At 66.5% G+C, this 26,879-nt stretch carries 26 protein-coding genes; 3 read left to right on the forward strand and 23 right to left on the reverse strand.

The window, feature by feature from the left end; genetic code table 11:
* Positions 1-16: 16 nt before the first annotated feature.
* The 17 genes from MA09_RS09600 to MA09_RS09680 form a co-directional block, all read right to left on the reverse strand.
* Entirely contained in the window at positions 17-493 is a 477-nt protein-coding gene (locus tag MA09_RS09600; protein ID WP_036247208.1) for a hypothetical protein, read from the reverse strand.
* Between the two features lie 4 nt (positions 494-497).
* On the reverse strand, positions 498-1,625 hold the full coding sequence (locus MA09_RS25470) for a lipopolysaccharide assembly protein LapB (RefSeq protein WP_036247210.1): 1,128 nt from the start codon (positions 1,623-1,625) through the stop codon (positions 498-500).
* Positions 1,622-2,512, reverse strand: a complete 891-nt coding sequence (locus tag MA09_RS09610; RefSeq protein ID WP_036247212.1) for an ExeA family protein — start codon at positions 2,510-2,512, stop codon at positions 1,622-1,624. The genes MA09_RS25470 and MA09_RS09610 overlap by 4 nt, the downstream gene beginning before the upstream one ends.
* Entirely contained in the window at positions 2,512-4,284 is a 1,773-nt protein-coding gene (mshL, locus tag MA09_RS09615; RefSeq protein ID WP_036247579.1) for a pilus (MSHA type) biogenesis protein MshL, read from the reverse strand. The genes MA09_RS09610 and mshL overlap by 1 nt, the downstream gene beginning before the upstream one ends.
* A gap of 26 nt (positions 4,285-4,310) precedes the next feature.
* The gene (locus MA09_RS09620) at positions 4,311-4,694 is read right to left on the reverse strand and encodes a hypothetical protein (protein ID WP_229440640.1); all 384 of its coding nucleotides are present in this window, start codon (positions 4,692-4,694) and stop codon (positions 4,311-4,313) included.
* Positions 4,691-5,428: a type II secretion system protein GspM gene (gspM, locus tag MA09_RS09625; protein WP_036247215.1), complete on the reverse strand. Its 738-nt coding sequence runs from the start codon at positions 5,426-5,428 to the stop codon at positions 4,691-4,693. Before gspM ends, MA09_RS09620 begins: the two co-directional genes overlap by 4 nt.
* Positions 5,425-6,072 (reverse strand): PilN domain-containing protein, encoded by a 648-nt coding sequence (locus tag MA09_RS09630; protein WP_036247217.1) that lies wholly within the window; start codon positions 6,070-6,072, stop codon positions 5,425-5,427. The genes gspM and MA09_RS09630 overlap by 4 nt, the downstream gene beginning before the upstream one ends.
* Positions 6,069-7,004, reverse strand: a complete 936-nt coding sequence (pilM, locus tag MA09_RS09635; RefSeq protein WP_036247219.1) for a type IV pilus biogenesis protein PilM — start codon at positions 7,002-7,004, stop codon at positions 6,069-6,071. Before pilM ends, MA09_RS09630 begins: the two co-directional genes overlap by 4 nt.
* A 138-nt stretch (positions 7,005-7,142) precedes the next feature.
* A complete protein-coding gene (locus MA09_RS09640) occupies positions 7,143-10,157 on the reverse strand; it encodes a DUF11 domain-containing protein (RefSeq protein ID WP_036247221.1) in 3,015 nt (1,004 codons plus the stop codon).
* Positions 10,154-10,594 carry a hypothetical protein gene (locus tag MA09_RS09645; protein ID WP_036247223.1) on the reverse strand — a complete coding sequence of 147 codons (441 nt, stop codon included), beginning with the start codon at positions 10,592-10,594 and terminating at the stop codon, positions 10,154-10,156. The genes MA09_RS09640 and MA09_RS09645 overlap by 4 nt, the downstream gene beginning before the upstream one ends.
* Positions 10,591-11,478 (reverse strand): prepilin-type N-terminal cleavage/methylation domain-containing protein, encoded by an 888-nt coding sequence (locus MA09_RS09650; RefSeq protein WP_036247225.1) that lies wholly within the window; start codon positions 11,476-11,478, stop codon positions 10,591-10,593. The genes MA09_RS09645 and MA09_RS09650 overlap by 4 nt, the downstream gene beginning before the upstream one ends.
* Complete coding sequence (locus MA09_RS09655) at positions 11,475-12,062, reverse strand: type II secretion system protein (RefSeq protein WP_036247228.1); 588 nt, start codon at positions 12,060-12,062, stop codon at positions 11,475-11,477. Before MA09_RS09655 ends, MA09_RS09650 begins: the two co-directional genes overlap by 4 nt.
* On the reverse strand, positions 12,052-12,642 hold the full coding sequence (locus tag MA09_RS09660) for a Tfp pilus assembly protein FimT/FimU (protein WP_373887841.1): 591 nt from the start codon (positions 12,640-12,642) through the stop codon (positions 12,052-12,054). Before MA09_RS09660 ends, MA09_RS09655 begins: the two co-directional genes overlap by 11 nt.
* Before the next feature lie 110 nt (positions 12,643-12,752).
* Positions 12,753-13,214 (reverse strand): type II secretion system protein, encoded by a 462-nt coding sequence (locus MA09_RS25515; RefSeq protein WP_036247231.1) that lies wholly within the window; start codon positions 13,212-13,214, stop codon positions 12,753-12,755.
* 46 nt (positions 13,215-13,260) lie between these two features.
* A complete protein-coding gene (locus MA09_RS09670; protein WP_036247233.1) occupies positions 13,261-13,767 on the reverse strand; it encodes a hypothetical protein in 507 nt (168 codons plus the stop codon).
* Positions 13,764-15,002, reverse strand: a complete 1,239-nt coding sequence (locus MA09_RS09675) for a type II secretion system F family protein (RefSeq protein ID WP_036247236.1) — start codon at positions 15,000-15,002, stop codon at positions 13,764-13,766. Before MA09_RS09675 ends, MA09_RS09670 begins: the two co-directional genes overlap by 4 nt.
* On the reverse strand, positions 15,002-16,705 hold the full coding sequence (locus MA09_RS09680; RefSeq protein WP_036247585.1) for a GspE/PulE family protein: 1,704 nt from the start codon (positions 16,703-16,705) through the stop codon (positions 15,002-15,004). Before MA09_RS09680 ends, MA09_RS09675 begins: the two co-directional genes overlap by 1 nt.
* Before the next feature lie 159 nt (positions 16,706-16,864).
* Here MA09_RS09680 and MA09_RS09685 point away from each other — a divergent pair, with 159 nt between their 5' ends.
* From MA09_RS09685 to MA09_RS09695, 3 genes are all read left to right on the forward strand, one after another.
* Complete coding sequence (locus MA09_RS09685) at positions 16,865-17,581, forward strand: histidine phosphatase family protein (protein ID WP_036247238.1); 717 nt, start codon at positions 16,865-16,867, stop codon at positions 17,579-17,581.
* A gap of 79 nt (positions 17,582-17,660) precedes the next feature.
* Complete coding sequence (locus tag MA09_RS09690) at positions 17,661-18,725, forward strand: phosphotransferase (RefSeq protein ID WP_036247588.1); 1,065 nt, start codon at positions 17,661-17,663, stop codon at positions 18,723-18,725.
* A gap of 31 nt (positions 18,726-18,756) precedes the next feature.
* Positions 18,757-19,983 (forward strand): acyl-CoA dehydrogenase family protein, encoded by a 1,227-nt coding sequence (locus MA09_RS09695; RefSeq protein WP_036247241.1) that lies wholly within the window; start codon positions 18,757-18,759, stop codon positions 19,981-19,983.
* A gap of 40 nt (positions 19,984-20,023) precedes the next feature.
* On the opposite strand, the gene MA09_RS09700 is transcribed toward MA09_RS09695, so the two are convergent.
* From MA09_RS09700 to MA09_RS09725, 6 genes are all read right to left on the reverse strand, one after another.
* Complete coding sequence (locus MA09_RS09700) at positions 20,024-20,482, reverse strand: MaoC family dehydratase (RefSeq protein ID WP_036247242.1); 459 nt, start codon at positions 20,480-20,482, stop codon at positions 20,024-20,026.
* Positions 20,475-20,942 (reverse strand): MaoC family dehydratase, encoded by a 468-nt coding sequence (locus MA09_RS09705; RefSeq protein ID WP_036247243.1) that lies wholly within the window; start codon positions 20,940-20,942, stop codon positions 20,475-20,477. The genes MA09_RS09700 and MA09_RS09705 overlap by 8 nt, the downstream gene beginning before the upstream one ends.
* A 10-nt stretch (positions 20,943-20,952) precedes the next feature.
* The gene (locus tag MA09_RS09710) at positions 20,953-22,092 is read right to left on the reverse strand and encodes an acyl-CoA dehydrogenase family protein (RefSeq protein ID WP_036247246.1); all 1,140 of its coding nucleotides are present in this window, start codon (positions 22,090-22,092) and stop codon (positions 20,953-20,955) included.
* A 9-nt stretch (positions 22,093-22,101) separates the two neighbouring features.
* Positions 22,102-23,304 carry an acyl-CoA dehydrogenase family protein gene (locus tag MA09_RS09715; protein ID WP_036247249.1) on the reverse strand — a complete coding sequence of 401 codons (1,203 nt, stop codon included), beginning with the start codon at positions 23,302-23,304 and terminating at the stop codon, positions 22,102-22,104.
* A 131-nt stretch (positions 23,305-23,435) separates the two neighbouring features.
* Positions 23,436-24,239, reverse strand: coding sequence for a PEP-CTERM sorting domain-containing protein (locus MA09_RS09720; protein WP_036247251.1), 804 nt, complete (start codon positions 24,237-24,239; stop codon positions 23,436-23,438).
* 346 nt (positions 24,240-24,585) lie between these two features.
* The gene (locus MA09_RS09725) at positions 24,586-26,862 is read right to left on the reverse strand and encodes a carboxy terminal-processing peptidase (protein WP_036247590.1); all 2,277 of its coding nucleotides are present in this window, start codon (positions 26,860-26,862) and stop codon (positions 24,586-24,588) included.
* Positions 26,863-26,879 lie beyond the last annotated feature (17 nt).

The raw sequence follows: 26,879 nt of genomic DNA on the forward strand, positions 1-26,879 counted from the left end.
GACGGCGCGTGCCGCGCTAGGGGCGCGGGGATGGCTTCACCGCACGCAATTGCTGGACCAGATAGGCCGTCTGCCGCTCGCAGACCGACCTGAGCTGGAGCAGGAGTTCGTGCGCGCGCGCCATGAAGCGCGCGTCGGCCTGCGCCCCCATGAATTCGCCCCGGTTCAAGGCCCGGAACATGCCGCGCAGCTCACCGGTCAGCGCGCCGATCTGCCTGTCGAATTCCTGGTTCGTCCTCGACGCGAGCGCCGCCCGCAAGACGCTGCCGACTTCCTGTTCGTTCCCCTTGGCGCGGGCCTTGGCCTCGCGGACGGCCGCCTCCACGGCGGCCATTTCACGGTCCATGCCTTCCTCCACCGAGGCCGCCAGTTCCGTCAGCCGCGCCGCCGCCTGGAGCCGGGCCTGCACGGAGGAATCGACGGGGGCCGGCTGCGCCAGCACGGCGCAGCTGATGGAACAACACGCGAGGCATGCAAGCAAGCGCGTCAGCATGCGTTCATCGCGCCAGCTGCCTGAGCTTGCGCTCCACGAAGCCCTGCAGTTCGCCGGACAGCGAAGCGCTGTCCAGCGCCTTCTGGAACGCCCCTGCCGCTTCCGGGTTGCGCTTCTCCGCCTGCAGCGAGATGCCCAGCCCCATCCACCACGCCCCGTGCTGCGGCGCCGTGCGCAGCGCGGCCTGGTAGTGCTCGGCGGCCTCGCGGTGGCGCCCATCGCGGGCCAGCGCACCGGCCAGGAAGGCATGGTAGTCGCCATTCCCCGCGGCATGCGGCAGGGTGCGCATCAGGGTCTCGATACCGGAACCGCCGCGCTCGATCTGCAGGCGTGCGAGCAGCATTGCCATCGCCGGCTGGGCCGCGTCGAGCGCGAGCCCGGCCTGCAACTCGCGCATCGCCTCGTCCGGCCGCTTGGCCTCGATCAGAAGGCTGACCAGGGTCTGGCGCGAAGGCTCGTGGCGCGGGTCCACCTTCAAGGCTGCCTGCAGGCCGGCGATGGCCTCGGTCACGCGCCCGTCCTCCAGGCTGGCCAGGGCGCGCCGATAGGCGTTCTCGGCACGCTGCACCGGCGTTTCTTCCCTGCCGCCCTTGGCGGGCGCCGGGGCCTTCGGCGTCACGAACCTGGCAGGCTTGGCGGCTGGCGCCACCGCAGCGGGTTGGCTTCTTGTCGCAACCGGCTTTGGTGCGGCCGGCTTGGCGGGCTCGGCCTGGACAGGCGCTGCAGCCTGCGCCACCGGTTCCGGTGCCTCCGGCGTCACAGGCCTTGCGTGCCTCGATGCCGCCGGCGTTTTTTCGGTCGCGACAGCCGCTGCTGCCGGGGCGTTCAGGTCCTGGCGTGGCGGCACCGGCACCTCGAACGCCACGACCGGCGTGGCCACGGCGGGCGCCGGCGCCGCGACCGGAGCCGGGGGCGCGGCCGGGGCGGAAACCGGCTCCGCCCCGAAGAAGCGCCAGGCGGCAAAGCCGGCGGCCGTCACCAGCGCCGAGGCGCCGGCAACGACGGCGACGCGCGTCAACGGCCAGCCGCGCGCGGACGGCGGCACCGGCCTGACGTCGGACGGAAGCGGCACGGCCCCGGGTTGTCCCGCGCGTGCGTCCAGGTCCTGCAGCATCCGATTGATCAGGCTCATCGTGCAAACACCCATGCCAGCCCGGCAGCTGCCGAGAACACCGCGGCGCCGCCCGCCAGCCAGGTCCAGATGGTGCGGTGTACGCCGATCGTATCGCGCGCCGCCGTGGCCACATGGCTGCCGGCCACCTCGCGCTTGCCCTCGCCGTAGCTGAGCATCATGGCCTTGTGCGCCATGATGTTCACCAGGCGCGGCACACCGCCGCTGGCGCGGTAGAGCCCGCGGATCGCGGCGCGCGAGAACAGGCGCGCGCCGGTGAAGCCGGCCACGCGCAGGCGGTGCGCCACGTAGTAATCGAGGTCGTCGCGGCTGAGCGCGCCAAGGTGGTAGTGGAAGGTGATGCGCTGGGCGAGCTGGCGGATCGATTCCAGTTCCAGCTTGCGGTTCAGTTCCGGCTGGCCGAACAGGACGATCTGCAGCAGCTTGCGTTTCTCGGTTTCCAGGTTGGTGAGCAGGCGCAGGGCTTCCAGGCTTTCCACGGGAATCGCCTGCGCCTCGTCCAGGCACAGCACCACGCGCAGGTCCTGGCCCGCGAGTTCCAGCAGGCGCAGGTTGATGGCCTTGAGCACCCGGTGCTGGTCGACGTCGCGCTCGAGCGCGATCTCCAGCTCGTCGGCCAGGGCCAGCATTAGCGTGCGCGGCTCCAGGTAGGGGTTCGGGATGTAGGCGGTGACGAAGCCTTCGCCCAGCGTGGCCATGAATTTACGGCATAGCAGGGTCTTGCCGGTGCCGACTTCGCCCGTGATCTTGATGAAGCCTTCGCCGCTGCGCGCCGCCACCAGCAGCGTGTTCAGGGCCTCCTGCGAGCGTGCGCTGCCGAAGAAGAAGCTGGTGTCCGGGGTGATCCCGAAAGGCAGCTCGCGCAGGCCGAAGTGGGCGGCGTACATCAGCGCCGCTCCCGGCTGCGCGGATCGAGCGCCTCGATGCGGCGGCTCGCGTCCAGCAAGTCCTGGCTCCAGTCGTTGGCGCCCTCGACGATGGTCGGCTTGATCAGGACCACCAGCTCGCGCTTCTGGCTGGTGCGGGTCTTGTTGCGGAACAGCGCCCCCAGCACGGGCACCTTGCCGGCGCCCGGCAGCTGGTCGACGTCGCCGCTCGACACCTGGCGCATCAGGCCGCCGATCGCGACCACCTGGCCGCTCTGGCCGCGCACGTAGCTGTCCAGCTCCGAGGTGGACGATGCCGCGAGCGGCAGGGTCAGGGTGCCGGCCGAGCCGAGGTCGACGTTCTTGGTGACGGTCGAGACCTGGCTCACCGACGGGTGCACGTGCAGCAGGATATTGCCCTTGTCGTCGATCTGCGGGGTCACATCCAGCACCACGCCCGAGAAGAATGGCTGCAGGATCACGCTCGGGGTATTGGTGGTGCCGCTGTCGTTGGTGTTGATGGTGTTGGTCACGCCGGTGACGAAGAATTCGTCGGTACCGATCTTCAGCACGGCCTTCTGGTTGTTCATCGCCGCCACGCGCGGACTGGACAGCACATGGACCTGGCCCTGCGACTCCAGGAAGGAAATCAGGGCCGCGAAGTTATTGGTCTGGAAGGCGAAGCCGAACAGCGAACCGGCCGCGGAAGCCGCGTTCGACAGAGAGAAGCCGGTGCTGGCGGCCAGGCCCTGGCCGTTGTTGATGAGCGCCGGCTGGCCGCCGGTATAGGGCAGCGGCGCCAGGTTGGCGCCCGGCGCGATCATGCCGCCGGAGACCCGGTTCGGGTGCGAGCTCCTGATCGAGGCGAAGGAGGCCCAGTTGATGCCGCTCTGGAAGCTGTCGTTCAGTTCGACTTCGAGGATCTTGGCTTCCAGGATCACCTGGCGGTCGACCGCCAGCTGGGTCGCCTTCAGATAGGCGTCGACGCTGCGCAGTTCTTCCGGCATGGCACGGATCACCAGCACGCCCGACTGCGGGCTGATCACCACGCTGCGCCCGCCCTCCTTCGAGCCGACGATGGCTTCCAGCGCAGCCTTCAGCTCGCTCCAGAAATCGTTCTCGGAGGTGGTGCGAATATCGGTGCTGTCGAGCTGCACGTTGTTGCTGCCGGTGCGGTTGGACGTGCTGTCGCCGCCCGTGTTGCCCTGTCCGGTGCCGGGATTGCCGCGGTTGCCGGTGCCGTCCCGGCCCGCGTCTGCCACCGAGGTCGAGCTGACCCGCAAGTTCGAGGTGCCGCGGCGCTTGGCGGTCAGGTAGTTCACCTGGAACATCCGGGTCTGCATCGTGAGCGGGCGGATCGTGATGCGGGTGCCGTCGATCTTGTAGTCGTAGCCGTACATCTCGCGGATCGCTTCGAGCGTCTCGCCGATGGTCACGTCCTTCAGGTTGGCGCTGATGTTGCCCGAGACATCGGGATGGACCAGCATGTTGTAGCGGGTCCCGGCCACGATCGAACGGAAGAACTGCTGCGCCGGCACGTTATTGAACGACACGTTGAAGCGTTCCTCGAGCGCCGGCCTGGCTTTCGGCAACTGGCTGGCCAGCGCGCTGGCCGGAGGCAGCAGCGCGTTGGCGACGGCATCGTCGACCGCCGGCGCGGCCGCGGGTTTGGCCTGTGCCTTGGCCATCTCCTTGCCGATTGCGTCATAGGTCTCGTGCTGCGAAGTGGTCTGGCAGCCAGACAGCAGCAGCGCGCCGGCGACGGCGGCGGACGTCAGGGAGAGTTTGTTCATCATGGTACGTGGCATGGAGCGATTCGTCATTGGGCGGCTGGCGTCATGCCTGCGGTCGTGGCCTCGGGTGGATCGAGGCGCAGCACCTGGCGCTCGCGGCCGCGCACCAGCTCGACCTCGGTCTGGGTCATGCGAGCCACGCGGGCGCCCCGGAAACTGTCGCCGAGGCGCACCGTCTCGCCGTCGATCACGGCCACGTGGCGTCCACCCGCGCGTGGCGCGATCAGGACCGACTGCAGGCGCGCCAGGCCGTCGCCGGCGCCCGCGGGACGGCTGGTGTCCAGCGCGGCTGGCGGGCGGGTCGGGTCGGCAAGCGTCTGCGCGGCGGCCGGCAGGCTTGCCAACAGCAGGGTTGCCGAGAGGGTGGCCAGCGGAGTGGCCCAACGCGGGGCGAGGGTCGGTTTGTTCACAGCTTCATCCATTTGCGGTCCAGACTCAGGGTATAGAGCGTGAGCGTCAGCCGTGACGCCGGGTACTCTTCCACGTCGAGCTGCGCCCTGCCCCAGAACAGGCGGGTCGGCATCGCTTCGAGCGCGCTCATGTAATCGACCATGTCGAGATAATTGCCGCGCACGGTGACTTCGACGCCGTGGCGGTACAGCAAGGCAGGACTTGGTGCCTGCCCGGGCGCGGCCGCCGGGGATTCGGCAGGCGCAGCCGCAGCGGTGACCGCCGGCGCTATCCCACCCGACTGTGCGCCCGCCACGCCGGCGAGCGAGGACATCGACTCGACCGGCAGCGTGCGCATCGACACCAGCTTGAGTCGGGCGTTGGCGCGCAGGATCGTATCGACCAGCGGGGCCATGCGCTCCGGCGGCACCAGGCCGTGTTCCATCGCCAGCAGCGAATCGCCCAGCGCGGCGGTTTCCCGGCGAATGGCTTCCAGCTTCTCGCGCGCCGGCGCATCCGGATCGACCTGGTAGGCCTGCACCTTGGCGGCGATCTCGCCATCCATCCCCATCAGGTTGTTCTGTTGCTGGCCGATCTGCCGGCGCAAGGCGTCATGCTCGCGGTAGATCGGGCCCAGCACGGTGACATGGCCGACGAACACGATCAGGGTGGCGGCCGCGCCGAACAGCAGGCCGCGCTCGCGCAGCGTGAGCGCATCGACGCGCGCCATCAGCTCGAGAAGACGCCCCTTCATTTGCGCGGCTCCTCGGGTACCGATTGGAGGCTGAACTCGACATAGGGTGCGGCGACCGTGACCTGCCCGCCCTCGGCGCTGGCCGTGTTTAGGGGCGCCGACTGGCCGATCGACAGGCTGGCGAAGGATTTACCCTGCATCAGCGGCTCCCCGGTCAGGCGCGCCAGGTAGCCGGGAATCGTGGCGGGGTCCATGGTGCGGCCGCGGATCCCGATGTCCCTGCCGCCGCCCGAGACGCTGACGCCGGTCAGCCACAGTCCGGTCACGCTCTGGCGCGCCAGGGCCTTGAAGTAGCCGGCATAGCCTGTGGTGTCGCCCAGCTCGCCGCGCTCGATCACGCGCGAGATGTTGCGCAGCGCCGCCAGCTGGGCCTGGGCCTCGGCGATCTCGACGTCGAGTTCCTTGTTCTTCTGGCGCGGCGCGAACTCGGCATTCACGCTGGCCAGCCGCGCCTGCTTCTGCTCCAGGCGCGCCGCGCCGGCCTGGGCTTGCGCCTTGAGGCTGGCGGTCTGCATCCGGCCGTAGCTGGCCAGGCCGGCGATGCCGCCCACCAGCACGAGCAGCGACAGCGCCATCGTGCTTGCTGTCAGGACTTTTTTCTGCGGCAGGAATGCCGGATTGAACAGGTTGATCTGCTGGCTCATGCCGCCGCCTCTGTGCGCAGGGCCGCGCCCAGCGGGATGAAGAAGCGCTGCTGCACGGCCTTGTCCTTTAGCTCGGGGGTGCGTTCCAGGTCGAACACCGTGGCCAGGTCGAGGGTCTCCACCGGCGTGTACAGGTTGCTCGACAGGTAGTCGTCCAGCCCGCTCACGGCCGACGGCCCGAGCACCAGCTTGGCGATGCTGATGAAGGAATACTGGCGTTCGAAGTTGTCGAGCGAACGCTGCAGCTCCAGCGTAATCCGGTCGAAGCTGGCATGCTTGCGGTCGTGGTCCGGTTCGAGCAGCTGGTCGAGCGTGATGTCGATCCGGCGCGTCAGGTAGAGTTCGCCACGGTAGGTCACGGTCAGCAGTCCGCCCTCCTGGCCGAACGAGAGCATCGCCACGCCACGGTTCTCGGGCGCGATCAGTGCCGAAATATTGCGCTGCGCCATTTCCGGAATATCGATCACTTCCAGCCCGACCTTCGCATCGAGAAAGAGCTGCTGGCGTGGCCTGATGACGGTGTCACGCGCCGCCACCACGAACACCGACTGCTGGGCGCGCACCTGGGCGGCGTCCACCGGGATGTCGAGCACGTCGATGGTCGCATCAAGGACAGGGAAATCGAGGATGTCCTTCAGGCGCCAGCGCACCGCCGTCTTCATCTCTTCGCGCGGCACGTTCGGCGCCTCGAGGTTGATCACCTGGTATTCGCCGGGTGCAAGCAGGGTCACGCAGCGGCAGGCGTTGGCCTGGCCTTCGCGCGCCGCTTTCTCCAGCGATTCGACGTCGGGTTTGCCATCCAGGAAACGAGCGAAATGCACGAAGGGCTTGCCCTCCGCGGCTGGCTTGACGCCGGCGGCGGCGATCCCGTCCGCCAGGAGGGCAATCGCCAGCCAGCCATCCTTTTTCTTGGATCTCTTAAAAAAACGCATGCAAGCAGTCGATGGACGCGAAAGTCATTCCGTTGCGCAAAGGCTTGATTATATTCAAGCCTTGCCGGAATTGATCATAAAAAATCGCGTTGGCTCCAAATCGTTTGCGTTTTCGGCTGCTTTGCCACGCTCCCCTGATCAATAGATTTCACGGATGTAAATTACCGGGCTTTTGAACTGCCCGAAAGTGACGCGTCCGAAGGTGCTGGGCAGATAGTCCCTGCCCTTGACAAAGATATCGACACTGCCGCTCTTTCCGATCACAGGCGCCAGGATCAGGGACGCCTTGCCGTCTTCCAGGATCGGCAAAGCGACCGGGTCGCTTCCCCGGCTGGCGCCGTCGATCCTGACAAGGACCGGATGGCAGGCCGAGGTGTTGTCCGGGTCGCGCAGCCCCCGGCGGCAGGCGACGAATTCGACCGTTCCGACAAAGGCTTCCGGCTCATCGAAGAGACTCTGATGGTCCCATGCCGTACCCGTCCAGAACTGCGCGCGCAGGGGCACGGGGGTGGTCGACGCGGTCGAGCCGATGGCGTTTGCCACCATCAGCCGCCCATTGATGACCATGATCCCGCCTTCGCGCGACGCCAGGCCGGCCGGACGCCGCGAGCTGATCTTGACTTCCTGGGCGCCGTCCGGGGTCTTTCTCGACTCTTTGGCCTCGGCCCGCACGTGGACGGCAGTCGGGGCGGTCCAGCCCCGGGTGCCGGCTTTGGCATCGAAGGGCACCGGCAGCCGGAAGCCAAGCTCGCGCTCGCTGGCCAGCGCCGGCCCCTTGTCGGAGAAGCTGCCGGGCACCGCCGCGGTGCCGCCGGGCGCCGCCACCGCGCTCAGGGTGATGGCCGGGACCAGCGCGTCGCCGAAGCGCTGCAGCGGCGCCCCGTTGCGGCCGTGGGCGCGGATGCTGGCGCCGAATGCCTGGCCGGAGAAGGTCGCGCGCGAAATCAGGTCCACCGGACAATTCATCTTTGGCAAGCAGCCGAAGCCCAGGCTGGTCTCGGTCACGAAGTAATGGGGATAGAAGCGGCCGACTTCGGTCACGGCGCCACCGATCTTCAAGGGCTCGCCCGTGTCCGGATTGCGCTCGCCGAGGTAACCGGTGAGGACAGGCTCGAGCCTGGCCAGCCCGGCCTCGTTCCAGGCGTGCGGGCGCCGCAGCTTCCCGTTCTGGCCCTGCACCAGGGTCCATGTGTCCTGCGCCTGCAACAGATTCTGCTCCCGGTCATCCTCGCCGTGTGCGCGCAGCGCCAGCGCTTCACCCAAGGCAAACGCACCGGATTCCCTGCCGAAATTCGGCAGGTCCGCGCCATCCGGCCCATGGGCGCTGACGGTGACGAGGAAGGCTTCCCCCGCCTCGACGAAGGCGGGGTCGGTCAAGGCCGCCTTGCCCGGATTGGCGGCGCCGTCCGGGCCTTCATATGCGGCACGCAGGCTGGTCGGCAGGGAAGCGAAGCGGGCGCGGGCGACGTTGCCCGCGCCGTCGCGCAGGCGCAGGCTGACAATGCCCACGTCCGGGTAGTGGAACTGGGCCGCCACCGAGGCCTCGTTCGCCTTGAATTCCAGCGCAGCCTCGACGCCGCCGGCGGCGGTGACGGCCGAGCCGTCGTCCAGGCAGGTGGAAAGCAGCCTCCCGGCATAGCTTCCCTCTTTCGAAGCCGTCGTGGCCGGGTTGTGACACTCCAGGCTGAAGCGGAGCTTCACGCTGCTCGCACTGGGCGGCTTGGCCACGCCATCGAGCACGGACGTCACGTAGATCGTCGGCTTGCTGCCGGCATACACCGGCCCCTTGAACAGCGCGCATCCCTGCTCCCCCGCGGCCTTGATCCGCTCGTTCGGCGCGCAGGCGCCGACGGTGAATGCGAACGGTCCCTTGGCGTCAGGCAACCCGCGCGTATCGCCCTCGACCGTCGATCTGTTATTCTGGGGAACCCCATCGCCGGTGCCGGATACCTCGGCGGTATTCACGATCTTTCCTTCGGCAATAATCTTTGCCTTGATCTGGACGCTGGCCGTCGCACCCGGCGCCAGCGGCTTGCCGTAACTGCAGGAGACCAGCTGCCCCTGGCGCATGCAGGTCCAGTCCGGGCCGCTCGCCGACACGAAATCCAGCTCGGTGGGCAGGGTGTCCTTGACCGCCACCTTGTTGTCGGCGCGCGGACCCTCGTTCGTCACCGTGAGCGTATAGGCGATCTCGTTGCCGAGCTTGAATTCGCCGGACTGGGTCTTCTTGATGCTCAAGTCCGCGGGCTTGGAAGGCAAGGCGATCGCAGCCATGCTCAGCAGCACACGGTCATCCGCCGTCGTGAACACGGCGTCCGCATTCGTGCTTGATGCAGGCGGAGCCACGTCCACGATGTCGAAGTCGATACCGTTGGACACCTCGTCCGAGTTGGCGCTGCTCTTCGAATTGAAGGCGTCGTTCTTCTGTATGAATGGCGCATAGTGCAGCAGCTGGCCCGCGAAGCTGACATGGTCGCCCTTCTGCTGCCCGGTCTTGTCGCCTTCCCAGACGAGGTAGCCGAAGCGCCCGCTGCCGCCCTTGTTCGCGGGCGGCGTGTAATCGCGCATCGGTACCGTGATGCTGGTGTTCTTGATCGCCTGCATGCCTTCGTAGAAATTCACTACGCGGTAGTTCTCGTTTGCGTGGGCATACACCACGGCCAGCGCGAAGCCCGCGATCATCGCGTTTGCCTTTTGCTGCTTGGCGCAATAGATGTCGGCCGTCGACACGCTCAGGCCGCCGAAGCTGAAGCTGCCGCTGCCCGTCACCAGCGCGGTGACGTCCGCGGCGGCGGCGAAATAGCGCAGGCCATCGATCGTGGAAGCGTAGCGGCGCTCCGGAGGCGCGGTGACCGTCGCGGCGTTGAGCGACACCTCCGGGTCGACCTCGCCGGTACCCGCCCAATACAGGATCGCCGACACGACAGTGGCGTTCGCCGGCAGCGCGATGCTTGCCCGCGCGCTCGACATCAGCTCGCAGGCCTTGGCCCCGCCGTTCCTGGACTGCAGGCTGGCCTGGGTACCGACGAAGTTGATGTTTCCTTCGAAGGATTTGGTCAGCGCCAGCGGGGTGGCGGCGGCCGTACCGGCCCATACGGTGGCGGCCATGCACGCGAACAGGGCCAGGCGGGGGAAGTTCAGCAGTGTGTTCATATCTCCACTTCGAGCTTGCGTCGTACGTAATCGGGACTGTTGGTGGCCGGCTCGCCACAGACGCCGTCCACCGGCTGGTTGCACGCCACGGCGCTGATGCGCCAGCGCTTCAAGGGATCGCCATCGGAATTCTTCAGGTCGTCGATCGCGCGGCAGCCCACCGTCACGCGGAAACTGCCCAGCACGCTGGTGGCCGGGAAGCCGAAGGAGCTGCCCGCGCAGCGGCCGTGGCGCAACTGCTCGTACAAGCCCCATTCGATCCCGGCGCGTGCCGCCTGATAGGCCTTGGCGCCTTCGATATCCAGGTTCGATGCGGCCTGCTGCGCGGTAAACAGGGAGACCGCGGCGGCGCCGAGCCCCGCCAGCACCACCAGCAGGAAGATCGCGGTGACGAGGCCGACGCCGGCCTGGCGCGAACGGGCGAGGAAGCGGCTCATGGCGTGTTGTCCACGTGGACCTGGCTGACCAGGCGCACCCGCGCCGCGGGATCGTTATCCAGGCGCAGCGCGAGCCTGATGATCACCAGCGCGCTGCGGCGGGTGGCATCGCTGCCGTAGCGGAAAATCTGGGAGCATTCGGCCACACGGGTGGCGATCACGGCGCGCTTCGGGGAGCCCGCGGGCGGCTTCTTCTGGGTCTTGCTGATCGGGTACGACCAGTAGCGCACCAGCGCGTTGCCGCCATCGGACGCGGGTTCACAGGCATAGCTGACGGGACCAGTCACGACCTGGAAGCGGCTGCTGGGCGACTGCATGGGATTTTTTTGTGCGGCGAAAGGATTGCCTTCCATCTCGACGATCGGGTGATTCGGCTTGCTGTCGTCCCGGCCCGTGACTTTCGCGATGTTCTTTTCCGTGCCCGGCTCGTTGTACTGGTAGGCGTCGGAGGGTACTGTCTCCTCGCCGAGATTGTAGACGACGATGTAGTCACCCGGCTCGATGTCGCGCATGGTGCCGCCCACCGCCGTGAATTTTTTCTTGTCTTTGTTATCGAAATCGAGCACCGGAAAGCTGTCGACGTCGTCGTCGACCGACAGGTAGCGGCCGCCCGTCCGGGTGAGCAGGAACTCGACGGCGCTGCCGTCGCCGTTGACGCGCACGCTGTTGGGCAAGGCGAGGCGCAGGTCGCGGGCGATGCGGCGCAGGGCCAGATCGGCTTCGTCGCTGGCGGCGGCGCGCGCGGCCGTGTCGGCATAGGCCTGGGCCGGCGCACGAATGAAAACCGCGACGACGGCCCCGATCACGCCGATGATGACGATCGCCACGATCGCCTCGACCAGGGTGAAGCCGCGCGCGCGCGAGGGCTTGAAACCGGCGCTCATAGGAAGGTCGGCGCGTAGCGGGTGCGGTAGCCGTCCAGCACCAGCGACGCGCCATCGTAACGCACCTCGACGCGGATGCGCAGCACCTCGGCATCCGCCGAGCTGGCACTGGAAACGGGGATGCCGCCGATCGATTCGGGCGTGATCGTGACCGTCGCCGTATAGCCTTCCACGTCGATCGGCTCGCCGTTGGCATCGAGCAGGCCGCCGCTGGCATCGTTGAAGCTGCTCTGTGCCACGTTAGCGGCGCCCACGTAGTCGTTGACATTGTCGAAGGGGCGGCTGCCGCCCGGCTCGGGACCCCAGTTTTCCGGCACCGTACATTCGGCGCTGGAGGTAATCTTGTCGTTGTCCGCCTTCGGATCGGTGGCGTCGCAATAGGAAAACTTCGCCTGCTGGACCTCCTCCAGCAGGCCCTCGGCGATCATCAGCGCCTGCTTGCGGCGCAAGGGATCGGCGCTGCCCTTGGTGGTCAAGTTCAGCACGCCGACGATGCCAGCCAGGGCAATGCCAACGATCATCATGAACAGGATGGCCTCGATCAGCGTCAGGCCGTACTGGCGACGCGCGCGTCTAGAATACATAGCCGGTCTCGAGTGTGACACCGACGGAACGGGTCGTGCCGTCGCCGGTGATCGCGAACCTGAAGCCGGCGAACTCGTCCTTGCTAGAGGGATTGTCAGGCCGGCCCAAGGCATCGAATGAAATTTGGTAAAAAGGCAAACTATTCGAATATTCTATGCCACTCGGCCGTGTGAGGCAATACCAGGCAGAGGTGCCGCAGGCGCCATCGGCGCCGGATACACTGCTGCTGGGTGCATGCACCTGCGCCCCAGGGGCGCAGGGCATATCACTCTCGTAACACAGGGCGATCCTGTCGTCTTCGAAATGCACGTAGACCATGCGGTTCTGGCCAACCGCCAGCTTTTGCGCGTAGCGCAGCATGGCCCGCGACTGCTCGGCGAAAGCGTCGGCGTCGTAGCCGCGGCGGTCGAAAAAGCGGCCGGCGGCGATCGCCCCCAGGATGCCGACGAGGACCATCACGATGATCAGCTCGACCATCGTGAAGCCGCGCTCCGGCTGTGCCGGGCAGAGACGGGTCCATGTGGGTGGGGAGGTCAAACAAGCTCCATCAGGTACAGCAGGCAGGGCCGTATGGCACAACCATCATCCCGGCGCCCTGGGGCCACCGCGATGCCGCCCTGCGTCCAAGGCCCGAGCCGCCATGCGTCGCCGCAATGCGCAGCCCGGACTGTGTGATCGAATTGGCGAAATTAGTTGCAGTCCGAATTCAGCAGGGTGATGCCTGGTGCCGCACCTACTGCAGCGTTGACGTAGGTGACCCGGCAGTTCGTATTCGAGGCAACGCCTTTGGGCGACACGATGATCGTACCCTTGGTGGTGGTGTCGAACTCATAGGACTCGGCGTCCAGGCCCGCTGCGGTCACAAAGTCGGCGTCGTTGGCGTCTGGGTAGCCATTCGCGAGATCCACCTCGGTACCTTCGAAGTTGATCTTGGTTTCCGACGGTTTCACCAGCGCGCGCGCATGGCCCATGGCCGCCACCGAGCTGATCGAGCCTTTGGCTGCCGCGATGCTGGCGGCACGGGCATCGGCGCCCAGGTTGGCGAACTTCGGCAGCGCGGTGGCCGCCAGGATGCCCAGGATGACGATCACGACGATCAGTTCGATCAGGGTGAAACCGCCCTGTGCGCTCTTGCTGGAATACGTGTTCATTAATTCTCTCCGTTGAAGTAGTGCGGGTGAGCCCGCGGTCTTGAGGTTATCTGGACCCGGCCCCGACTTCGTCGATGACCAGTGTCCTATGGTTGCCGCTCCGCCCGCTTTCGGCCGGATGAGTCGAACTGGACAATTCTACCTTGAACTTAAGCAATTTAGATGTCTCGGAGGAAAAAGTGTCGCTACTTAGCACATAGTTGACAGTGTGATCGGTCCGGTCAAAAAACCATGCGCCGCGGCGCAGCGTCGCCGGGTCGGGCGAATAGTATTCACCGAGGTAATTGGCTGGCCGCCTGATAAGCCAAGTCATCGGGTTTTCTTGCGACAAAGTAAACGCGGCGTCGCGGCCCGCCGACATGACGAGCTGGGCCTCGCGCACCGCCAGCGCCGTGCGCAGCGCGCCCACCACATGGTAGGCGGCGGTACGTTCCGATTGCACGCGCCACTCGAGCAGCCTGCCCAGCAGCATGCCTGCCAGCAGCCCCGTCACGACGATGCAGACCGCGAACTCGAAGCGGGTTGCCCCGCGGCAGCGGGCCGGCCCCATCATTTGGCTCCGTGCAGCGCCGCCTTGCCCAGGTCCCAGATCGGCAGGAAGATGCCCAGCGCCAGCACCAGCACCATGATGCCCAGGAAGGTAATCAGGATCGGCTCGATCTGGCTCGACAGGGTCTTCAGCTCGTAATCGACCTCGCGCTCGTACATCTGCGCGATCTCGTCCATCAGGTCGTCGAGCGAGCCGGACTCTTCGCCGACCGCGATCATCTGCAGCACGATCGGGGTGAACACATTGGCGGCGATCGAGGTGCGCAGGATGCTCTCGCCGCGCTCGACGCCATCGCGCATCCCCTCGATGCGCGAGCTGAGGTAGGCGTTGTCCGCGGTTTGCGACACCACCGTGAGGGCCTGCACGATCGGCACCCCGCTGCGGGTCGACAGCGCGAAACTGCGCGCGAAGCGCGCCATGGTCGCCTTGTGGATGATCTTGCCCGCGATCGGCAGGCGCAGCTTGTGCTGGTCCCAGGCCAGCCGTCCCTTCGGGGTGGCAACCCAGGCACGGAAACCGAACACGGCGCCCCCCACCATCGCCGCCATGGCAGGCCAATAGGCGACCGTGAAATTCGAGGTCGACAGCAGGATCCGCGTCATCAAGGGCAGTTCGGCATTGAAGGACTTGAACACCGACGCGAACTGCGGAATGACGACAACGTTGACGATCACCATCGCGATCGCCATCGCGATCACCACGAAGGTCGGGTAGCGCATCGCGGTCCTGACGCGCTGGCGCATGTCGCGGTCGAACTCGAGGTGGTCGAACAATCGCAGGAACACTTCTTCCAGGCGGCCGGTCATCTCGCCCACCCGCACCATCGACAGGTAGAAGGTATCGAAGACCTTCGGGTGGCGCGTCATCGCGGCCGACAGTTCGCGGCCCGAATCGAGCGATTCGCGCAGGTCCTTGATCACCTTGCCGAAGGACTTGTTGATGGCCGATTCCTGCAGGCCCGCCAGTCCGCGCATGATCGGCACGCCGGATTTCAGCAGCGTATAGATCTGGCGGCTGAACAGCTGCACGTCCATCGAGGTGACCTTCTTTTCCCGCAGGCGCGCCAGCAGGCCGCCGCCGCCGCCGGAAACCGGGCCCTTGCGGCTGGGGCTGATCTCGATCGGCGTGGCGCCGCTGCCGAACAGCTGGTCGGCGATGGCCCCGCTGTCCGCACCCTCGAGGATGCCCTGCAGCAGTTCGCCGCCGGCGTTGCGCGCCTTGTAGGAAAAATAAGGCATCAGTCTTCGTACTGGTTACTGATGCGCATCGCTTCGGCGACGGTGGTCCTGCCCTGCACCGCCAGGGCGACGCCGTGGCGGCGCAGCGTCTCGCCCCCCATTTCGGCATGCGCCACCTTCAGGAAGTGCGACGGGTCCGGATGGTTGGCCGCCTCGGTGACGGCGCGCGTCATCTCGAGCAATTCGTAGACACCGGTACGGCCGCGGAAACCCGTGCCGTTGCAGTGCGAGCAGCCCTTCCCGTGGAAGAACTGGACGGTCTCGGCACGCTCGCCCAGCTCCGCGCGCAGCCAGTTGACCTCGAGCGGCGTCGGCTGGTAAGGCGACGAGCAGCTTTCGCAGATCACGCGCACCAGGCGCTGGGCCAGCACGGCCTGCAGCGAGCCGCCCACCATGTAGCGCGGCACGCCCATGTCCATCAGGCGCAGCGGGGTCGAGGCGGCGTCGTTGGTGTGCAGGGTCGACAGCACCAGGTGGCCGGTCATGGCGGCACGCAGGCCGATCTGGGCGGTTTCCTGGTCGCGCATCTCGCCGACCAGCACGATGTCCGGGTCCTGGCGCAGCGCCGAGCGCAGCACGCGTGCGAACGACAGGTCGATCTTGTCGTTGACCTGCACCTGGTTGACGCCCTTGAGGCGGTATTCGACCGGGTCCTCGACCGTGATGAGCTTCTTCTCCACCGAGTTCAGCTCGGACAGGGCGCTGTACAGCGTGGTGGTCTTGCCGCTGCCGGTCGGCCCGGTCACCAGTACCAGGCCATTCGGACGCTGCACCAGCGCGCGGAAGCGCTCGACGATCCGCGCCGGCATGCCGATCGCATCCAGGCGCAGGGTGGTGCCGCCCTGGTTCAGCAGACGCATGACGACCGATTCGCCGTACTGGGTCGGCATGGTCGAGATACGCACGTCGATGCGCTGGTTGCGCACCTTGACCGCGAAGCGGCCGTCCTGCGGCAGGCGTTTTTCCGAGATGTCGAGGTCGGCCATGAGCTTGAGACGCAGCGCCAGCGGCGTGGCCACCTTGATGTCGGCCTCGGTCTGCAGGTGCAGCACGCCGTCGATGCGGAAGCGGATCTGCAGGCGACCGTCCTGCGGCTCGATGTGGATGTCCGAGGCGCGTACCTGGGCGGCGTCGTCGAACACCGACTGCAGCAGCTTGACGATCGGCGCTTCTTCCAGGCCCGGATTGGCGGCCAGCGCGCCGAAGTCGATCGAGGTGTCGCCCAGGTCCTGCTCGACCTCGCGCGCGAAGTCGGTAATCTGGTCGGTGCGGCGGTAGATGCGGTCGATCGCCCCCAGCACCTCGGTCTCGTTGACCACGGCCAGCTCGACGGTCTTGCGGAGCAGGCGCGCGATCTCGTCGTAGGCGAACAGGTCGGTCGGGTCGGAGACGCCCACCAGCAGGGTCTCGCGGCGGTCTTCCAGCACCAGGGCACGGAAGCGGCGCGCCGCCGTTTCCGGCAGCAGGCGCACCAGCTCGGCGTTAATGTTGTAGAACTTGAGATTGATGTAAGGGATGTTCAGCTGGCGCGCCAGCGCGCCCGAGATCTGGTCTTCGGTGACAAAACCGCTTTCGACGAACACGCGGCCCAGCTTGCGCCCGGTGCGCTTCTGGTCCGCGAGCGCCTGGTTGAGCTGCTCTTCCGACAGCAGCTTCTGCTGGATCAGCACCTCGCCGAGGCGAATTTTTTCCGGCCTTGCCATGGACATCCCTTGTAGTTATTGCTTGCAGCGAATATTTTATGCCAGAACCTGTAGGAATTGACCTACGGAATTAACTGTCGATAGGCAAAGTGTCGCCGTTTCGCCATGATGAAATGGCATCGCGTGTAAGATGACCGGAAAAAAACGACAAGGAGCCCCATGGAAGCCACACGCAGCCTGCGCCGCCGCGTCTACCTGATGCGACATGGCAGCGTCACCTATTTCGACGACAGCGGCAAGCCCTTCCTTCCCGAGACCGTGGCCCTGAACCCGGCCGGCCAGGCCCAGGCCGACGCCGCCGGCCGCGCTTTCGGCGAGGCCGGCGTGCGCTTCGACCGCGTAATCACGTCAGGCCTGCCGCGCACCGTCGAAACGGCGCGCCGGGTCCTCACCGCCAGCGGCCAGGACATCGAACCCGAGGTCTGGGCGGAACTGCACGAGATCCGCGGCGGACGCCTGTCCGCCATCCCGAAGGATGACCTGCGGCGCGCCTTCACCGGCGCCTTCGAGGGCGTGGTGGACGAGGATCAGCGCTTCCTCGGCGGCGAATCGGTCGGCGAGATGATGGACCGCGTCCATCCCGCCATCGCTCGCCTGCGCGCCCGGCAGGACTGGGACACCGTGCTGCTGGTCCTGCACGGGGGCGTCAATTGCGCCATCCTCTCCTTGGCCTTGTGTGGCCCCGAGCGCGGGCAGCGCTTCTTCCTCGGCGGACTGGCGCAGGCGGCCGGCTGCATCAATGCGCTCGACGTGGGCGACGACCCGCGCGATTGGGTAGTCCGCTTCGTCAACTTCGTGCCCGCTGGTCCGCTGCAGCCGGACGCGCGCACCACCACCATGGAGCAGCTGTTCGAACAATACCGCAAAGGCCGCTGACTGCATGTGCACGCAAAGAAATAGCACGCCCGTGCGCTTCAGCGCTAGAATGCAGTACGAAAAAAACAATGGAGACGCGATGTACGAAGAAATGATGGGCACCAAACCTGTGTCCGAACGCCAGCGCTTCGACGTCGACACCCTCGGCGCCTGGCTCGCGGAGAACGTCGAGGACTACCCCGGCGGTGCGCTGCAGGTGGAACAATTCAAGGGCGGCCAGTCCAACCCGACCTTCCGGCTCTCTGCGGGCGGCCGACGCTACGTGTTGCGCACCAAGCCGGGGCCGGCCGCCAAGCTGCTGCCCTCGGCACATGCGATCGACCGCGAATTCCGCGTGATGGGCGCGCTGCACGGCGCCGGCTTCCCGGTACCGCGCCAGTACGCCCTGTGCCTGGACGAAGCCATCATCGGCCGCGCTTTTTACGTGATGGAATGCGTCGAGGGCCGGGTGCTGTGGGACCAGTCGCTGCCGGGGATGACGCCGAGCGAGCGGGCCGCCATCTACGACGAGCAGAACCGCGTGATCGCGCAGCTGCACACGATCGACTATGCCAGCATCGGCCTCGGCGACTTCGGCAAGCCTGGCAACTACTTCGCGCGCCAGATCGAGCGCTGGACCAAGCAGTACCAGGCATCCGTTACCGAGCCGATCGAGGCGATGAACCGCCTGATCGAATGGCTGCCCCAGCACATCCCGCCCGGCGACGACACCGGCATCGTGCACGGCGACTACCGGCTGGACAACATGATCTTCCACCCGTCCGAACCGCGTATCCTGGCGGTGCTGGACTGGGAACTGTCCACCCTCGGCCACCCGCTGGCCGACTTCTCCTACCACTGCATGAGCTGGCACATCCCGCCGGGGCGCTTCCGCGGCATCGCCGGCCTCGACCTGGCGGCGCTGGGCATCCCGTCCATGGACGACTACGTGGCGCGCTACTGCGAACGCACCGGCAAGACGATCCGCGCCGAGGACTTCGATTTCTACCTGGCCTACAACATGTTCCGCCTGGCCGGCATCATGCAGGGCATCATGAAGCGCTACGTGGACGGCACCGCGTCCAGCGCGCAGGCCCTCGAGAACGGCAAGGCGGCGCGCCCGATGGCCGAGATGGCGTGGCAGTTCGCCACCCGCAGCCGCTGATCAAACAAAGGGACAAGGAAAGGACAAACGCATGGACTTCGCCTATTCGGCGCGCTGCAGGGAGCTGCAGGCGCGCCTGCTCGCCTTCATGGACGAGCACATCTACCCCAACGAGCGCGCTTTCAACGAAGAGATCGCAGCCAATGCCCGCGACAAGGGCACGCGCTGGCTGCCGCTCGAACTGGTCGAGCGCCTCAAGCCGCTGGCGCGCGAGGCCGGGCTGTGGAACCTGTTCCTGCCACGCTCGACCCGCGCGCCGGAAGGCTTGTCGAACCTCGATTACGCGCCGCTGTGCGAGATCATGGGGCGCGTGCCCTGGGCGCCGGAAGTATTCAACTGTTCGGCCCCCGACACCGGCAACATGGAAACGCTGGAGCGCTATGCATCGGAAGAGATCAAGCGCCAGTGGCTGGAACCGCTCCTGCGCGGCGAGATCCGCTCGGCCTTCGCCATGACCGAGCCGGAAGTCGCCTCATCGGACGCGACCAACATCGCGACCCGTATAGAACGCGACGGCGACGACTACGTCATCAACGGCCGCAAGTGGTGGATCTCCGGCGCCGGCGACCCGCGCTGCAAGGTCTTCATCGTGATGGGCAAGACCGATCCGATTGCAGCGCGCCACCGGCAGCAGTCGATGATCGTGGTCCCGGCCGGCACGCCCGGCATCACCATCGTGCGCCCGCTGCCCGTGTTCGGCTACGACGACGCGCCCCACGGCCACTGCGAGATCCTGTTCGAGGACGTGCGCGTACCCGCGACGAACATGCTGCTGGGCGAAGGGCGCGGCTTCGAGATCGCCCAGGGACGCCTGGGCCCGGGCCGCATCCACCACTGCATGCGTGCGATCGGCGTCGCCGAGCGCGCCCTGGAGCTGATGTGCAAGCGCCTGGAAGCGCGGGTTGCCTTCGGCCGCAAGCTGTCGGACCAGGGCGTGTGGCGCGAGCGCATCGCGGAAAGCCGCATCCGCATCGACACCGCGCGGCTCCTGACCTTGAAGACCGCCTACATGATGGACACCGTCGGCAACAAGGTGGCGCAGGCGGAGATCGCGATGATCAAGGTGCTGGCGCCAAACGTGGCGCAGGATGTGCTCGATTGGGCGATCCAGGCGCACGGCGCGGCCGGCGTGTCGGACGAGTTCCCGCTGGCTTACCAGTGGGCGGGGAACCGGAGCTTGCGGCTGGCGGATGGGCCCGACGAGGTGCACCGCAATGCGGTGGCGAAGCTGGAGCTGGCGAAGTACGCGTCGGGGTGAAGCGTAGGGTGGTCGGCTTCGCCGGCCACCCTACGTCAACTCAGGCATAGGCCCGCACCAGGAACTCGGCGACGCACACCGGCTTGACGCCCTGCCCCTCCGGCTCGACCGCCACGTTCCACGTCAACTGCACCCCACCCTCGATCGCATCGCAGGCCGCCAGCATCCACCTTCCCCGCACCCGGCTCCCGCCCGGCAGCGGCGCCGGAAACCTTACCCGGTTCAGCCCATAGTTCAGCCCCATGCGCATGCCCTCGATGACGAGTGCGCTCTCCAGCATCGCGGGCAGCAGCGACAGCGTCAGGAAGCCGTGCGCCACCGGTGCGCCGAAGGGGGACTCGCGCGCGCAGCGTTCTCGATCGACGTGGATCCATTGCCGGTCCTCGGTCGCCTCGGCAAAGGCGGCGATACGCTCCTGCCCCACCTCGAACCAGCCCGAGAGGGCAACTTCGCTCCCCACCAGTCGCGGCAGCTCGGCAAGCGCAATCGTCCTAGGCATCGTCCCCTCCAGCGGGACGGCGCCCGAACATGCCCATGCCGTCGATGGTGCAGATCTCTTCGCCATGCTGGTTGGTCGCGGTCCACCTGGACCAGACCACCCCGCGGTCCGGCTTCGAGTTCGATGCCTTGACCTGGGTGGTGAGATAGCGCACCTTGAGCGTATCGCCCGCACGCAGCGGGCGCAGCCAGCGCACCCGGTCCAGGCCGGGCGAGCCCATGCTCGAGGCCGAGCACATCAGGCCGTCGACCACCATCCGCATCATCAGGCTGCAGGTATGCCAGCCGCTGGCGATCACGCCCCCGTAGATCGACGCGCCAGCCGCTTCGCGGTCGACGTGGAAGGGCTGCGGATCGAACTGCCGGGCGAAGGCGATGATCTCCTCCTCGCTCACGGTGCGCTCGCCGAGTTCGATCTCCTGGCCGGGATGGAAATCTTCGAAATACCATCGACGGATCATCGCCTGCTCCTTACGCGGCTTGCTGGAAGCCCGGCTGCGCGACGAAGCGCGCCAGGTGGTGGTCACGGTCGCCGAGGGTGAGCTCGATCATCGACAGGCGCTTGAAGTAATGCGCGGCGGCCAGCTCGTCGGTCACTCCCATGCCGCCGTGCAGCTGCACCGCCTGCTGGCCGATGAAGCGGGACGCCTGGCCGACGCGGTACTTGGCGGCCGACACCACGCGGCGGCGCTCGCCGGCATCAAGACCGTCGAGCGTGACGGCCGCCAGCAGGGCCATCGAGCGCGCCTGTTCCAGGTGGATGACCATGTCGGCCATGCGATGCTGCAGTGCCTGGAACTTGCCGATCGGGGCGCCGAACTGCTGGCGCGTCTTGAGGTAGTCGAGCGTGGCCTCGAACAGCGCTTCCATCGCACCGAGCGCCTCGGCGCACAGCAGGCCCGCGCCGTAGTCCGCCGCCGCTTCCAGGATGTCCCAGCCAGCCCCCGGGGTGCCGATCACGGCGTGCGGCGCCAGCTGCACGCCGTCCAGGCGCAGGTGCGCGGCGCGCAAGCCGTCAAGGGTACGATAGCCGGTCAACTGCACTCCCGGGGCATCTGCCGGCACCGCGAACAGGGTGATGCCGGCTTGGTCGCGCTGGCCGCCGCTGCTCCGCGCCGGGACCACCAGCACGCCCGCCCCGGCACCATGCACGATTGCTGTCTTCTCGCCGTCCAGGCGCCAGCCGCCGGCGTTGCCTTCCGCACGCGTCGCGATGTCGTGCAGGTCGTGACGCGCCTGCCGCTCGCCGAGCGCACAAGCCAGCTTCAGCCTGCCTTCGGCCACCTGTTCCAGCAAGTGGCCGTGCGCGCCGCCCAGCTTGAGGAACCGGGCGCCCAGCACGGTGGCGAAATACGGTTCCACCACCAGGCCTCGGCCAAGCTCGCGCATCACGACGAAGAGGTCGACTGCGGTGCCGTCGAAGCCGCCCTGCTCTTCCGGCACCGGCAGCGCCGTCATGCCCAGTTCGACGAGCCTGGCCCATGCGGCGTCCGATGTCCCCTGGTTTGATGCGACGATGGCGCGGCGCTGCTCGAAGCCGTAGTCGCGGCCGATCCAGCGCTTGAGCGCATCGGCGAACTGGAGCTGCTCCGGGTTGAAGTCGAAGTTCATGGTTTCTCCTTACAGCCCCAGGATCATCTGGGAGATGATATTGCGCTGGATCTCGTTCGAACCTCCGTAGATGGAGGTCTTGCGGTAGTTGAAGTAATAGGACGCCAGCGGCGCGGCATCGTCGTCGCCGGCGACGCTGTGTTCATGTTCGCCCTCCAGGTAGGCCGGATCGAAAGGCAGGGCCATGGGACCAGCCGCTTCCAGCATCAGTTCCGTAAGCGCCTGCTGGATGTCGGTGCCGCGCACCTTCAGCACCGAGGCTTCGGGGCCGGGAGCCTTGCTGGCCTTGGCCAGCACCCGCAGCACCGTCATCTCGAGCGCCATCAGTTCGATCTCCAGGTCGGCAACCCTGGCGGCGAACAGCGGGTCCTCGAGCAGCGGGCGGCCGTTCTTCTGCTCGCGCCGCGCGAGGCGCTTGAGAAAGGCCAGTTCGCGCTTGCTGCGGCCGACCGCCGCGATGCCGGTGCGCTCGTGGCCCAGCAGGTACTTGGCATAGGTCCAGCCGCGGTTTTCCTCGCCGACCAGGTTGGCGGCAGGCACCCGGACATTGTCGAAGAAGACTTCGTTCACCTCGTGGTCTTCATCGAGCATGATGATCGGCCGCACCGTGACGCCCGGCGAATGCATGTCGATCAGGAGGAAGGAAATGCCCTCCTGCTTGCGCACGGAAGGATCGGTGCGGACCAGGCAGAAGATCATGTCCGCGTGCTGGGCCAGGGTGGTCCAGGTCTTCTGTCCGTTGACGATGTAGTGCTCGCCCTCGTCATCCACGCCGCGCACGGCCGTGGTCTTGAGCGAAGCAAGGTCGGAACCGGCGCCCGGCTCGGAGTAACCCTGGCACCACCAGTCCTCGCAGGACAGGATGCGCGGGAGGAAATACTCCTTTTGCTGCTGGCTGCCGAAGGCCATGATGACGGGAGCCACCATGTCGATCCCAAAGGGCATCACGCGAGGCGTCCCGGCGCGGGCGCACTCCTCCTCGAAGAGATGGCGCTGCACGGGTGTCCAGCCCGGTCCGCCGAATTCGACGGGCCAGCCCGGCGCCACCCAGCCCTGCCTGGCCAGGATCTTGTGCCAGCGGACGAAATCGTCCTTGCTCAGCCGCAAGTGCTTGAGCACCTTGGCCTGCAGGTCTTTCGGCAAATGGGAATCGAGGAAGGCGCGGACCTGGTCGCGAAAGGCCAGGTCCTCGTCCGAGTAGTGCAGGTCCATGTCGTCTCCTTGTTGTTCATCGCCCGGTCGCCTGAAAAAGCACGGTCGTTCACAAGGATTGTACCCGACAAATTTGTTGCCTGGTTGAGTACGTAGATCGATGCAGGGTGGAAGCCACCCCGCATGCCGGATCAGTGCCTGCGGCGGCGCGACAGCGCGCCCGCACCTACCATGCCCAGCAGCATCAGCGCGATGCTCGAAGGCTCCGGAACCTCGGCCGCCGGGCCTTCCTGGTTGCCGATGTTGCCGAGACCATTGCCGTTACCGTTGCCGATCCCATTGCCATTGCCGTTGAGGGCGCCATTGCCAATGCCGTTACCGTTCCCGTTGCCATTGGACGAGCCGTTGCCGTCGCCGTTGCCGTTGCCGTTGCCGTCGCCGTTGCCGTTGCCGTTGCCGGAAATCGGGGCCGGCATGCTGGTGTTCGGGTTGCTGACTTGACCGCCGGTCGCGCCCTGGGCCGGCGAGTTACCGCTCGTCGTACCCCCGGTCGACGGGGCGGTGTTGTTGCCGCCACCCGTCAAGCCCGGCGCCGTGGCCTTGCCATCCGAGATGATCGCACCGTCGGCCGAGCCGACCACCGACTTGCCGAGACCGGCGCTTGCCGCCAGGATGCCGTATCCGGATGCCAGCAGGTAGTTGGCCTCGATACCACGCTGGAAGAAGAGTTTGGTCTGGCCGTCGACCTGTTGCACACTGCTTGCCACTTTGCCGTACAAGATGTCGGAGAGACTCGCGTTGGCGCCATGGGCTACGCCGGCGACCAGGCTCACGTTACCTTTCAGGACGCCGGAGCCGAGGACGTCGGTACCGTTGCCGGTGGTCCAGGCGTTGACGACGTTCGTCGACTGGGCAGCCGAGGTGGGGATGGTGTCGGCGTGGGCAGAAGCTGCGCCGGCGATGAGACTTGCAATGACAAGGCGGCGAATTAGCATAACGATAACTCCTTAGTTGACGTTCAATTGTTGTTATTACAACCGTAGAGTTATCCTACCATAGCTAAAATAAAAGCAACTTTTTGGCGCAGCTCAACAGTGCGCGGGGTATCTCCTCCAGAAAAGCGCCTGGAATTCCGTAGGAGTCCACCCAAGCAAAGTGTCTCACAGGAATTTATAAACAAATGACAGCAAGCAATGTTGCTTTCGAAACATCGCATCGATATCTCCAGGATTGCCAATATTGCAACGCGACACACCTCCTGGGCAGGAAGGAAAAAGGCCGGGCCTTGCAAGCAAGGCCCGGCCATGTCACCGGTTCCCGTGGCGTACAGCGCGCCAGGCGTCAGTTGCCGTTACGGGGCAGCGCCATGTAGGGCATGGCGCGCGAGGCCAGGCGCGCATCGGTCCGCAGCATGCCCACTTCGTCGGCCAGGATATGGGCGGCTTCCTGCAACAGGATGTCCTTGGCATCCTTGGCCGCCTTCTCGGCCGCCAGTTCCGCCTGCAGGTCGCGCTCGTCGTACTGCAATCCGTCGTCGTGGCGTGGGGCGCCGCGTACCGCAGTCACCGCCTTGGCCGGCTTGGTGGGCTCCGGCACCTTGCCGCGCGCCTCCTTGCCTGCCGGGCTTGTTGCCGGCTCGTCGCTGTTGGTGCCGCTAGCCCCGGCCAGGCGTGCTTCGCGCAGCTTGGCGCGGGCATCCTGGGCGTCGCGTTCCTTGCGGCGTACCGCCTCGTTCAGGGAGATCGAGTTCTCCTTGCGGATCTTCAGCACCTCGGCGATGTCTTCCTGCAGGAACTGGAACTCCTTGTCCTTCGCGATACGGGCCTCATGGCGCTTCTGCAGCGGGCCGATCAGCTCCTTGAGGTCGCCCGCAGCCGAGTAGCTGGCCGGCTTGATGGCCACCCAGGGCAGCGCATTGGCGTAGGACGACTCGCCGAAGCTCTCCAGGTCGGACAGCACCGGCAGCTTGATGTCCGGGGTCACGCCACGCAGCTGGGTCGTGCCGCCATTAATGCGGAAGAACTGCGCGATGGTCATCTTCAGCTCGCCGTAGCGCACCTTCTCTGCCGGCGAGAAGCGGTCCAGGTTGATCAGGGTCTGCACGGTGCCCTTGCCGAAGCTCGGTTCCCCGATGACCAGGCCGCGGCCGTAGTCCTGGACGGCGGCGGCAAAGATCTCCGACGCCGACGCCGAGCCGCGGTTGATCAGGACGCCCATCGGGCCGTCCCAGGCCAGGCCCGGCTGCAGGTCGGATTCGACCTCGATGCGGCCTTGCGCGTCGCGCTGCTGGACCACCGGGCCCTTGTCGATGAACAGGCCGGTCAGTTCGATCGCCTCGGTCAGCGAGCCGCCGCCGTTGTTGCGCAGGTCGATCAGGACGTTGTCGACCTTCTCCTTCTTGAGCTCGCCAAGGATGCGGGCGACGTCGCGGGTGGCGCTGCGGTAGTCCTTGTCGCCACGGCGGCGCGCCTCGAAGTCGAGGTAGAAGGTCGGCAGCGAGATCACGCCGATGCGGCGCTTGAAGGCCCCGTCCTTGACCTCGATGATCGATTTCTTCGCGGCCTGCTCTTCCATGCTGATCTTCTTGCGCACCATCGAGACGGTGACGTGCTTGGCGTCCGGGCCGGCGTCGCCAGGCAGCACGTCGAGACGCACCGTGGTGCCCTTCTCGCCGCGCACCAGCTGCACCACGTCGTCGATGCGCCATCCGAGCACGTCCGTGAACGGGCCGTTGCCCTGGGCCACGCCGACGATACGGTCACCCACCTTCAGCTTGCCCGACAGCGCGGCCGGGCTGCCCGGGACGATTTCGCGGATGACGGTGTACTCGTCGCGCGACTGCAGCACGGCGCCGATACCTTCCAGCGACAGGCGCATGGCGATGTCGAAGTTGTCGGCCGAGCGCGGGCCAAGGTAATTGGTGTGCGGCTCGATCGCAGTGGCATACGCGTTCATGAACATCTGGAACACGTCTTCGTTGTTCAGCTTGCGGATGCGCGAGATGTAGTTCTCGTAACGCTTGTCGAGCGTCTCGCGGATGGCTTTTTCTTCCTTGCCGGCGAGCTTCAGGCGCAACCAGTCATTCTTGACGCGCTTGCGCCAGAGTTCGCGGACCTCGTCCTCGTTCTTGGCCCAGGGCGACTTTTCGCGATCGAGCTCGATCGATTCGTCGAGGGTGAAGTCCGGACGGGTCTTGAGCAGCTGGCGCGCGTAGTTCATGCGCTCGGTAAAGCGCTGCTGGTACAGGTTGTAGATGGCGAACGGCCCGCTCAGGTCCTCGTTGTTGATGGCATCGTCCATCCTGGTGCGCAAGGACGCGAACCCGTCGATGTCGGACTGGACGAAATACAGCTTCTCGCTGTCGAGCCCCTCGAAGTACTTATCGAAGATCTTCACCGACATTGCGTCGTCGAGCGGCACCGCCTTGTAGTGGTAGCGGCCGAGCACGCGCGACGCCCACAGCGCCGCCTGGGTCTGCTCGGCGAGCGGTTTCATCTGCAGCGTGGCGGCGGCCGCATTTGCCCCCACCGCAGCGCCCGCCCCCGCAGCCTTGGCCGGTGCGACGGCGGCGACCGCGCTGACTTTCTCCGGCTGGGCAGTCACCACATGGGCGGACATCGCAAAGGCCATCGCGG

This window comes from Massilia sp. BSC265 (assembly GCF_000740675.1).
Classification (GTDB): domain Bacteria; phylum Pseudomonadota; class Gammaproteobacteria; order Burkholderiales; family Burkholderiaceae_D; genus Telluria.

Coding starts and splice junctions, on each gene's coding strand:
- MA09_RS09720 (WP_036247251.1), bottom strand. CDS start 24,239: ATGCTAATTCGCCGCCTTGTCATTGCAAGTCTCATCGCCGGCGCAGCT.
- MA09_RS09725 (WP_036247590.1), bottom strand. CDS start 26,862: ATGTCCGCCCATGTGGTGACTGCCCAGCCGGAGAAAGTCAGCGCGGTC.
- MA09_RS25470 (WP_036247210.1), bottom strand. CDS start 1,625: ATGAGCCTGATCAATCGGATGCTGCAGGACCTGGACGCACGCGCGGGA.
- MA09_RS09715 (WP_036247249.1), bottom strand. CDS start 23,304: ATGGACCTGCACTACTCGGACGAGGACCTGGCCTTTCGCGACCAGGTC.
- MA09_RS09610 (WP_036247212.1), bottom strand. CDS start 2,512: ATGTACGCCGCCCACTTCGGCCTGCGCGAGCTGCCTTTCGGGATCACC.
- MA09_RS09640 (WP_036247221.1), bottom strand. CDS start 10,157: ATGAACACACTGCTGAACTTCCCCCGCCTGGCCCTGTTCGCGTGCATG.
- MA09_RS09630 (WP_036247217.1), bottom strand. CDS start 6,072: ATGAGCCAGCAGATCAACCTGTTCAATCCGGCATTCCTGCCGCAGAAA.
- MA09_RS09695 (WP_036247241.1), top strand. CDS start 18,757: ATGGACTTCGCCTATTCGGCGCGCTGCAGGGAGCTGCAGGCGCGCCTG.
- MA09_RS09645 (WP_036247223.1), bottom strand. CDS start 10,594: ATGAGCCGCTTCCTCGCCCGTTCGCGCCAGGCCGGCGTCGGCCTCGTC.
- MA09_RS09675 (WP_036247236.1), bottom strand. CDS start 15,002: ATGCCTTATTTTTCCTACAAGGCGCGCAACGCCGGCGGCGAACTGCTG.
- MA09_RS09670 (WP_036247233.1), bottom strand. CDS start 13,767: ATGATGGGGCCGGCCCGCTGCCGCGGGGCAACCCGCTTCGAGTTCGCG.
- MA09_RS09655 (WP_036247228.1), bottom strand. CDS start 12,062: ATGTATTCTAGACGCGCGCGTCGCCAGTACGGCCTGACGCTGATCGAG.
- MA09_RS09710 (WP_036247246.1), bottom strand. CDS start 22,092: ATGAACTTCGACTTCAACCCGGAGCAGCTCCAGTTCGCCGATGCGCTC.
- MA09_RS09700 (WP_036247242.1), bottom strand. CDS start 20,482: ATGCCTAGGACGATTGCGCTTGCCGAGCTGCCGCGACTGGTGGGGAGC.
- gspM (WP_036247215.1), bottom strand. CDS start 5,428: ATGAAGGGGCGTCTTCTCGAGCTGATGGCGCGCGTCGATGCGCTCACG.
- MA09_RS09600 (WP_036247208.1), bottom strand. CDS start 493: ATGCTGACGCGCTTGCTTGCATGCCTCGCGTGTTGTTCCATCAGCTGC.
- pilM (WP_036247219.1), bottom strand. CDS start 7,004: ATGCGTTTTTTTAAGAGATCCAAGAAAAAGGATGGCTGGCTGGCGATT.
- mshL (WP_036247579.1), bottom strand. CDS start 4,284: ATGAACAAACTCTCCCTGACGTCCGCCGCCGTCGCCGGCGCGCTGCTG.
- MA09_RS09705 (WP_036247243.1), bottom strand. CDS start 20,942: ATGATCCGTCGATGGTATTTCGAAGATTTCCATCCCGGCCAGGAGATC.
- MA09_RS25515 (WP_036247231.1), bottom strand. CDS start 13,214: ATGAACACGTATTCCAGCAAGAGCGCACAGGGCGGTTTCACCCTGATC.
- MA09_RS09650 (WP_036247225.1), bottom strand. CDS start 11,478: ATGAGCGCCGGTTTCAAGCCCTCGCGCGCGCGCGGCTTCACCCTGGTC.
- MA09_RS09685 (WP_036247238.1), top strand. CDS start 16,865: ATGGAAGCCACACGCAGCCTGCGCCGCCGCGTCTACCTGATGCGACAT.
- MA09_RS09690 (WP_036247588.1), top strand. CDS start 17,661: ATGTACGAAGAAATGATGGGCACCAAACCTGTGTCCGAACGCCAGCGC.
- MA09_RS09680 (WP_036247585.1), bottom strand. CDS start 16,705: ATGGCAAGGCCGGAAAAAATTCGCCTCGGCGAGGTGCTGATCCAGCAG.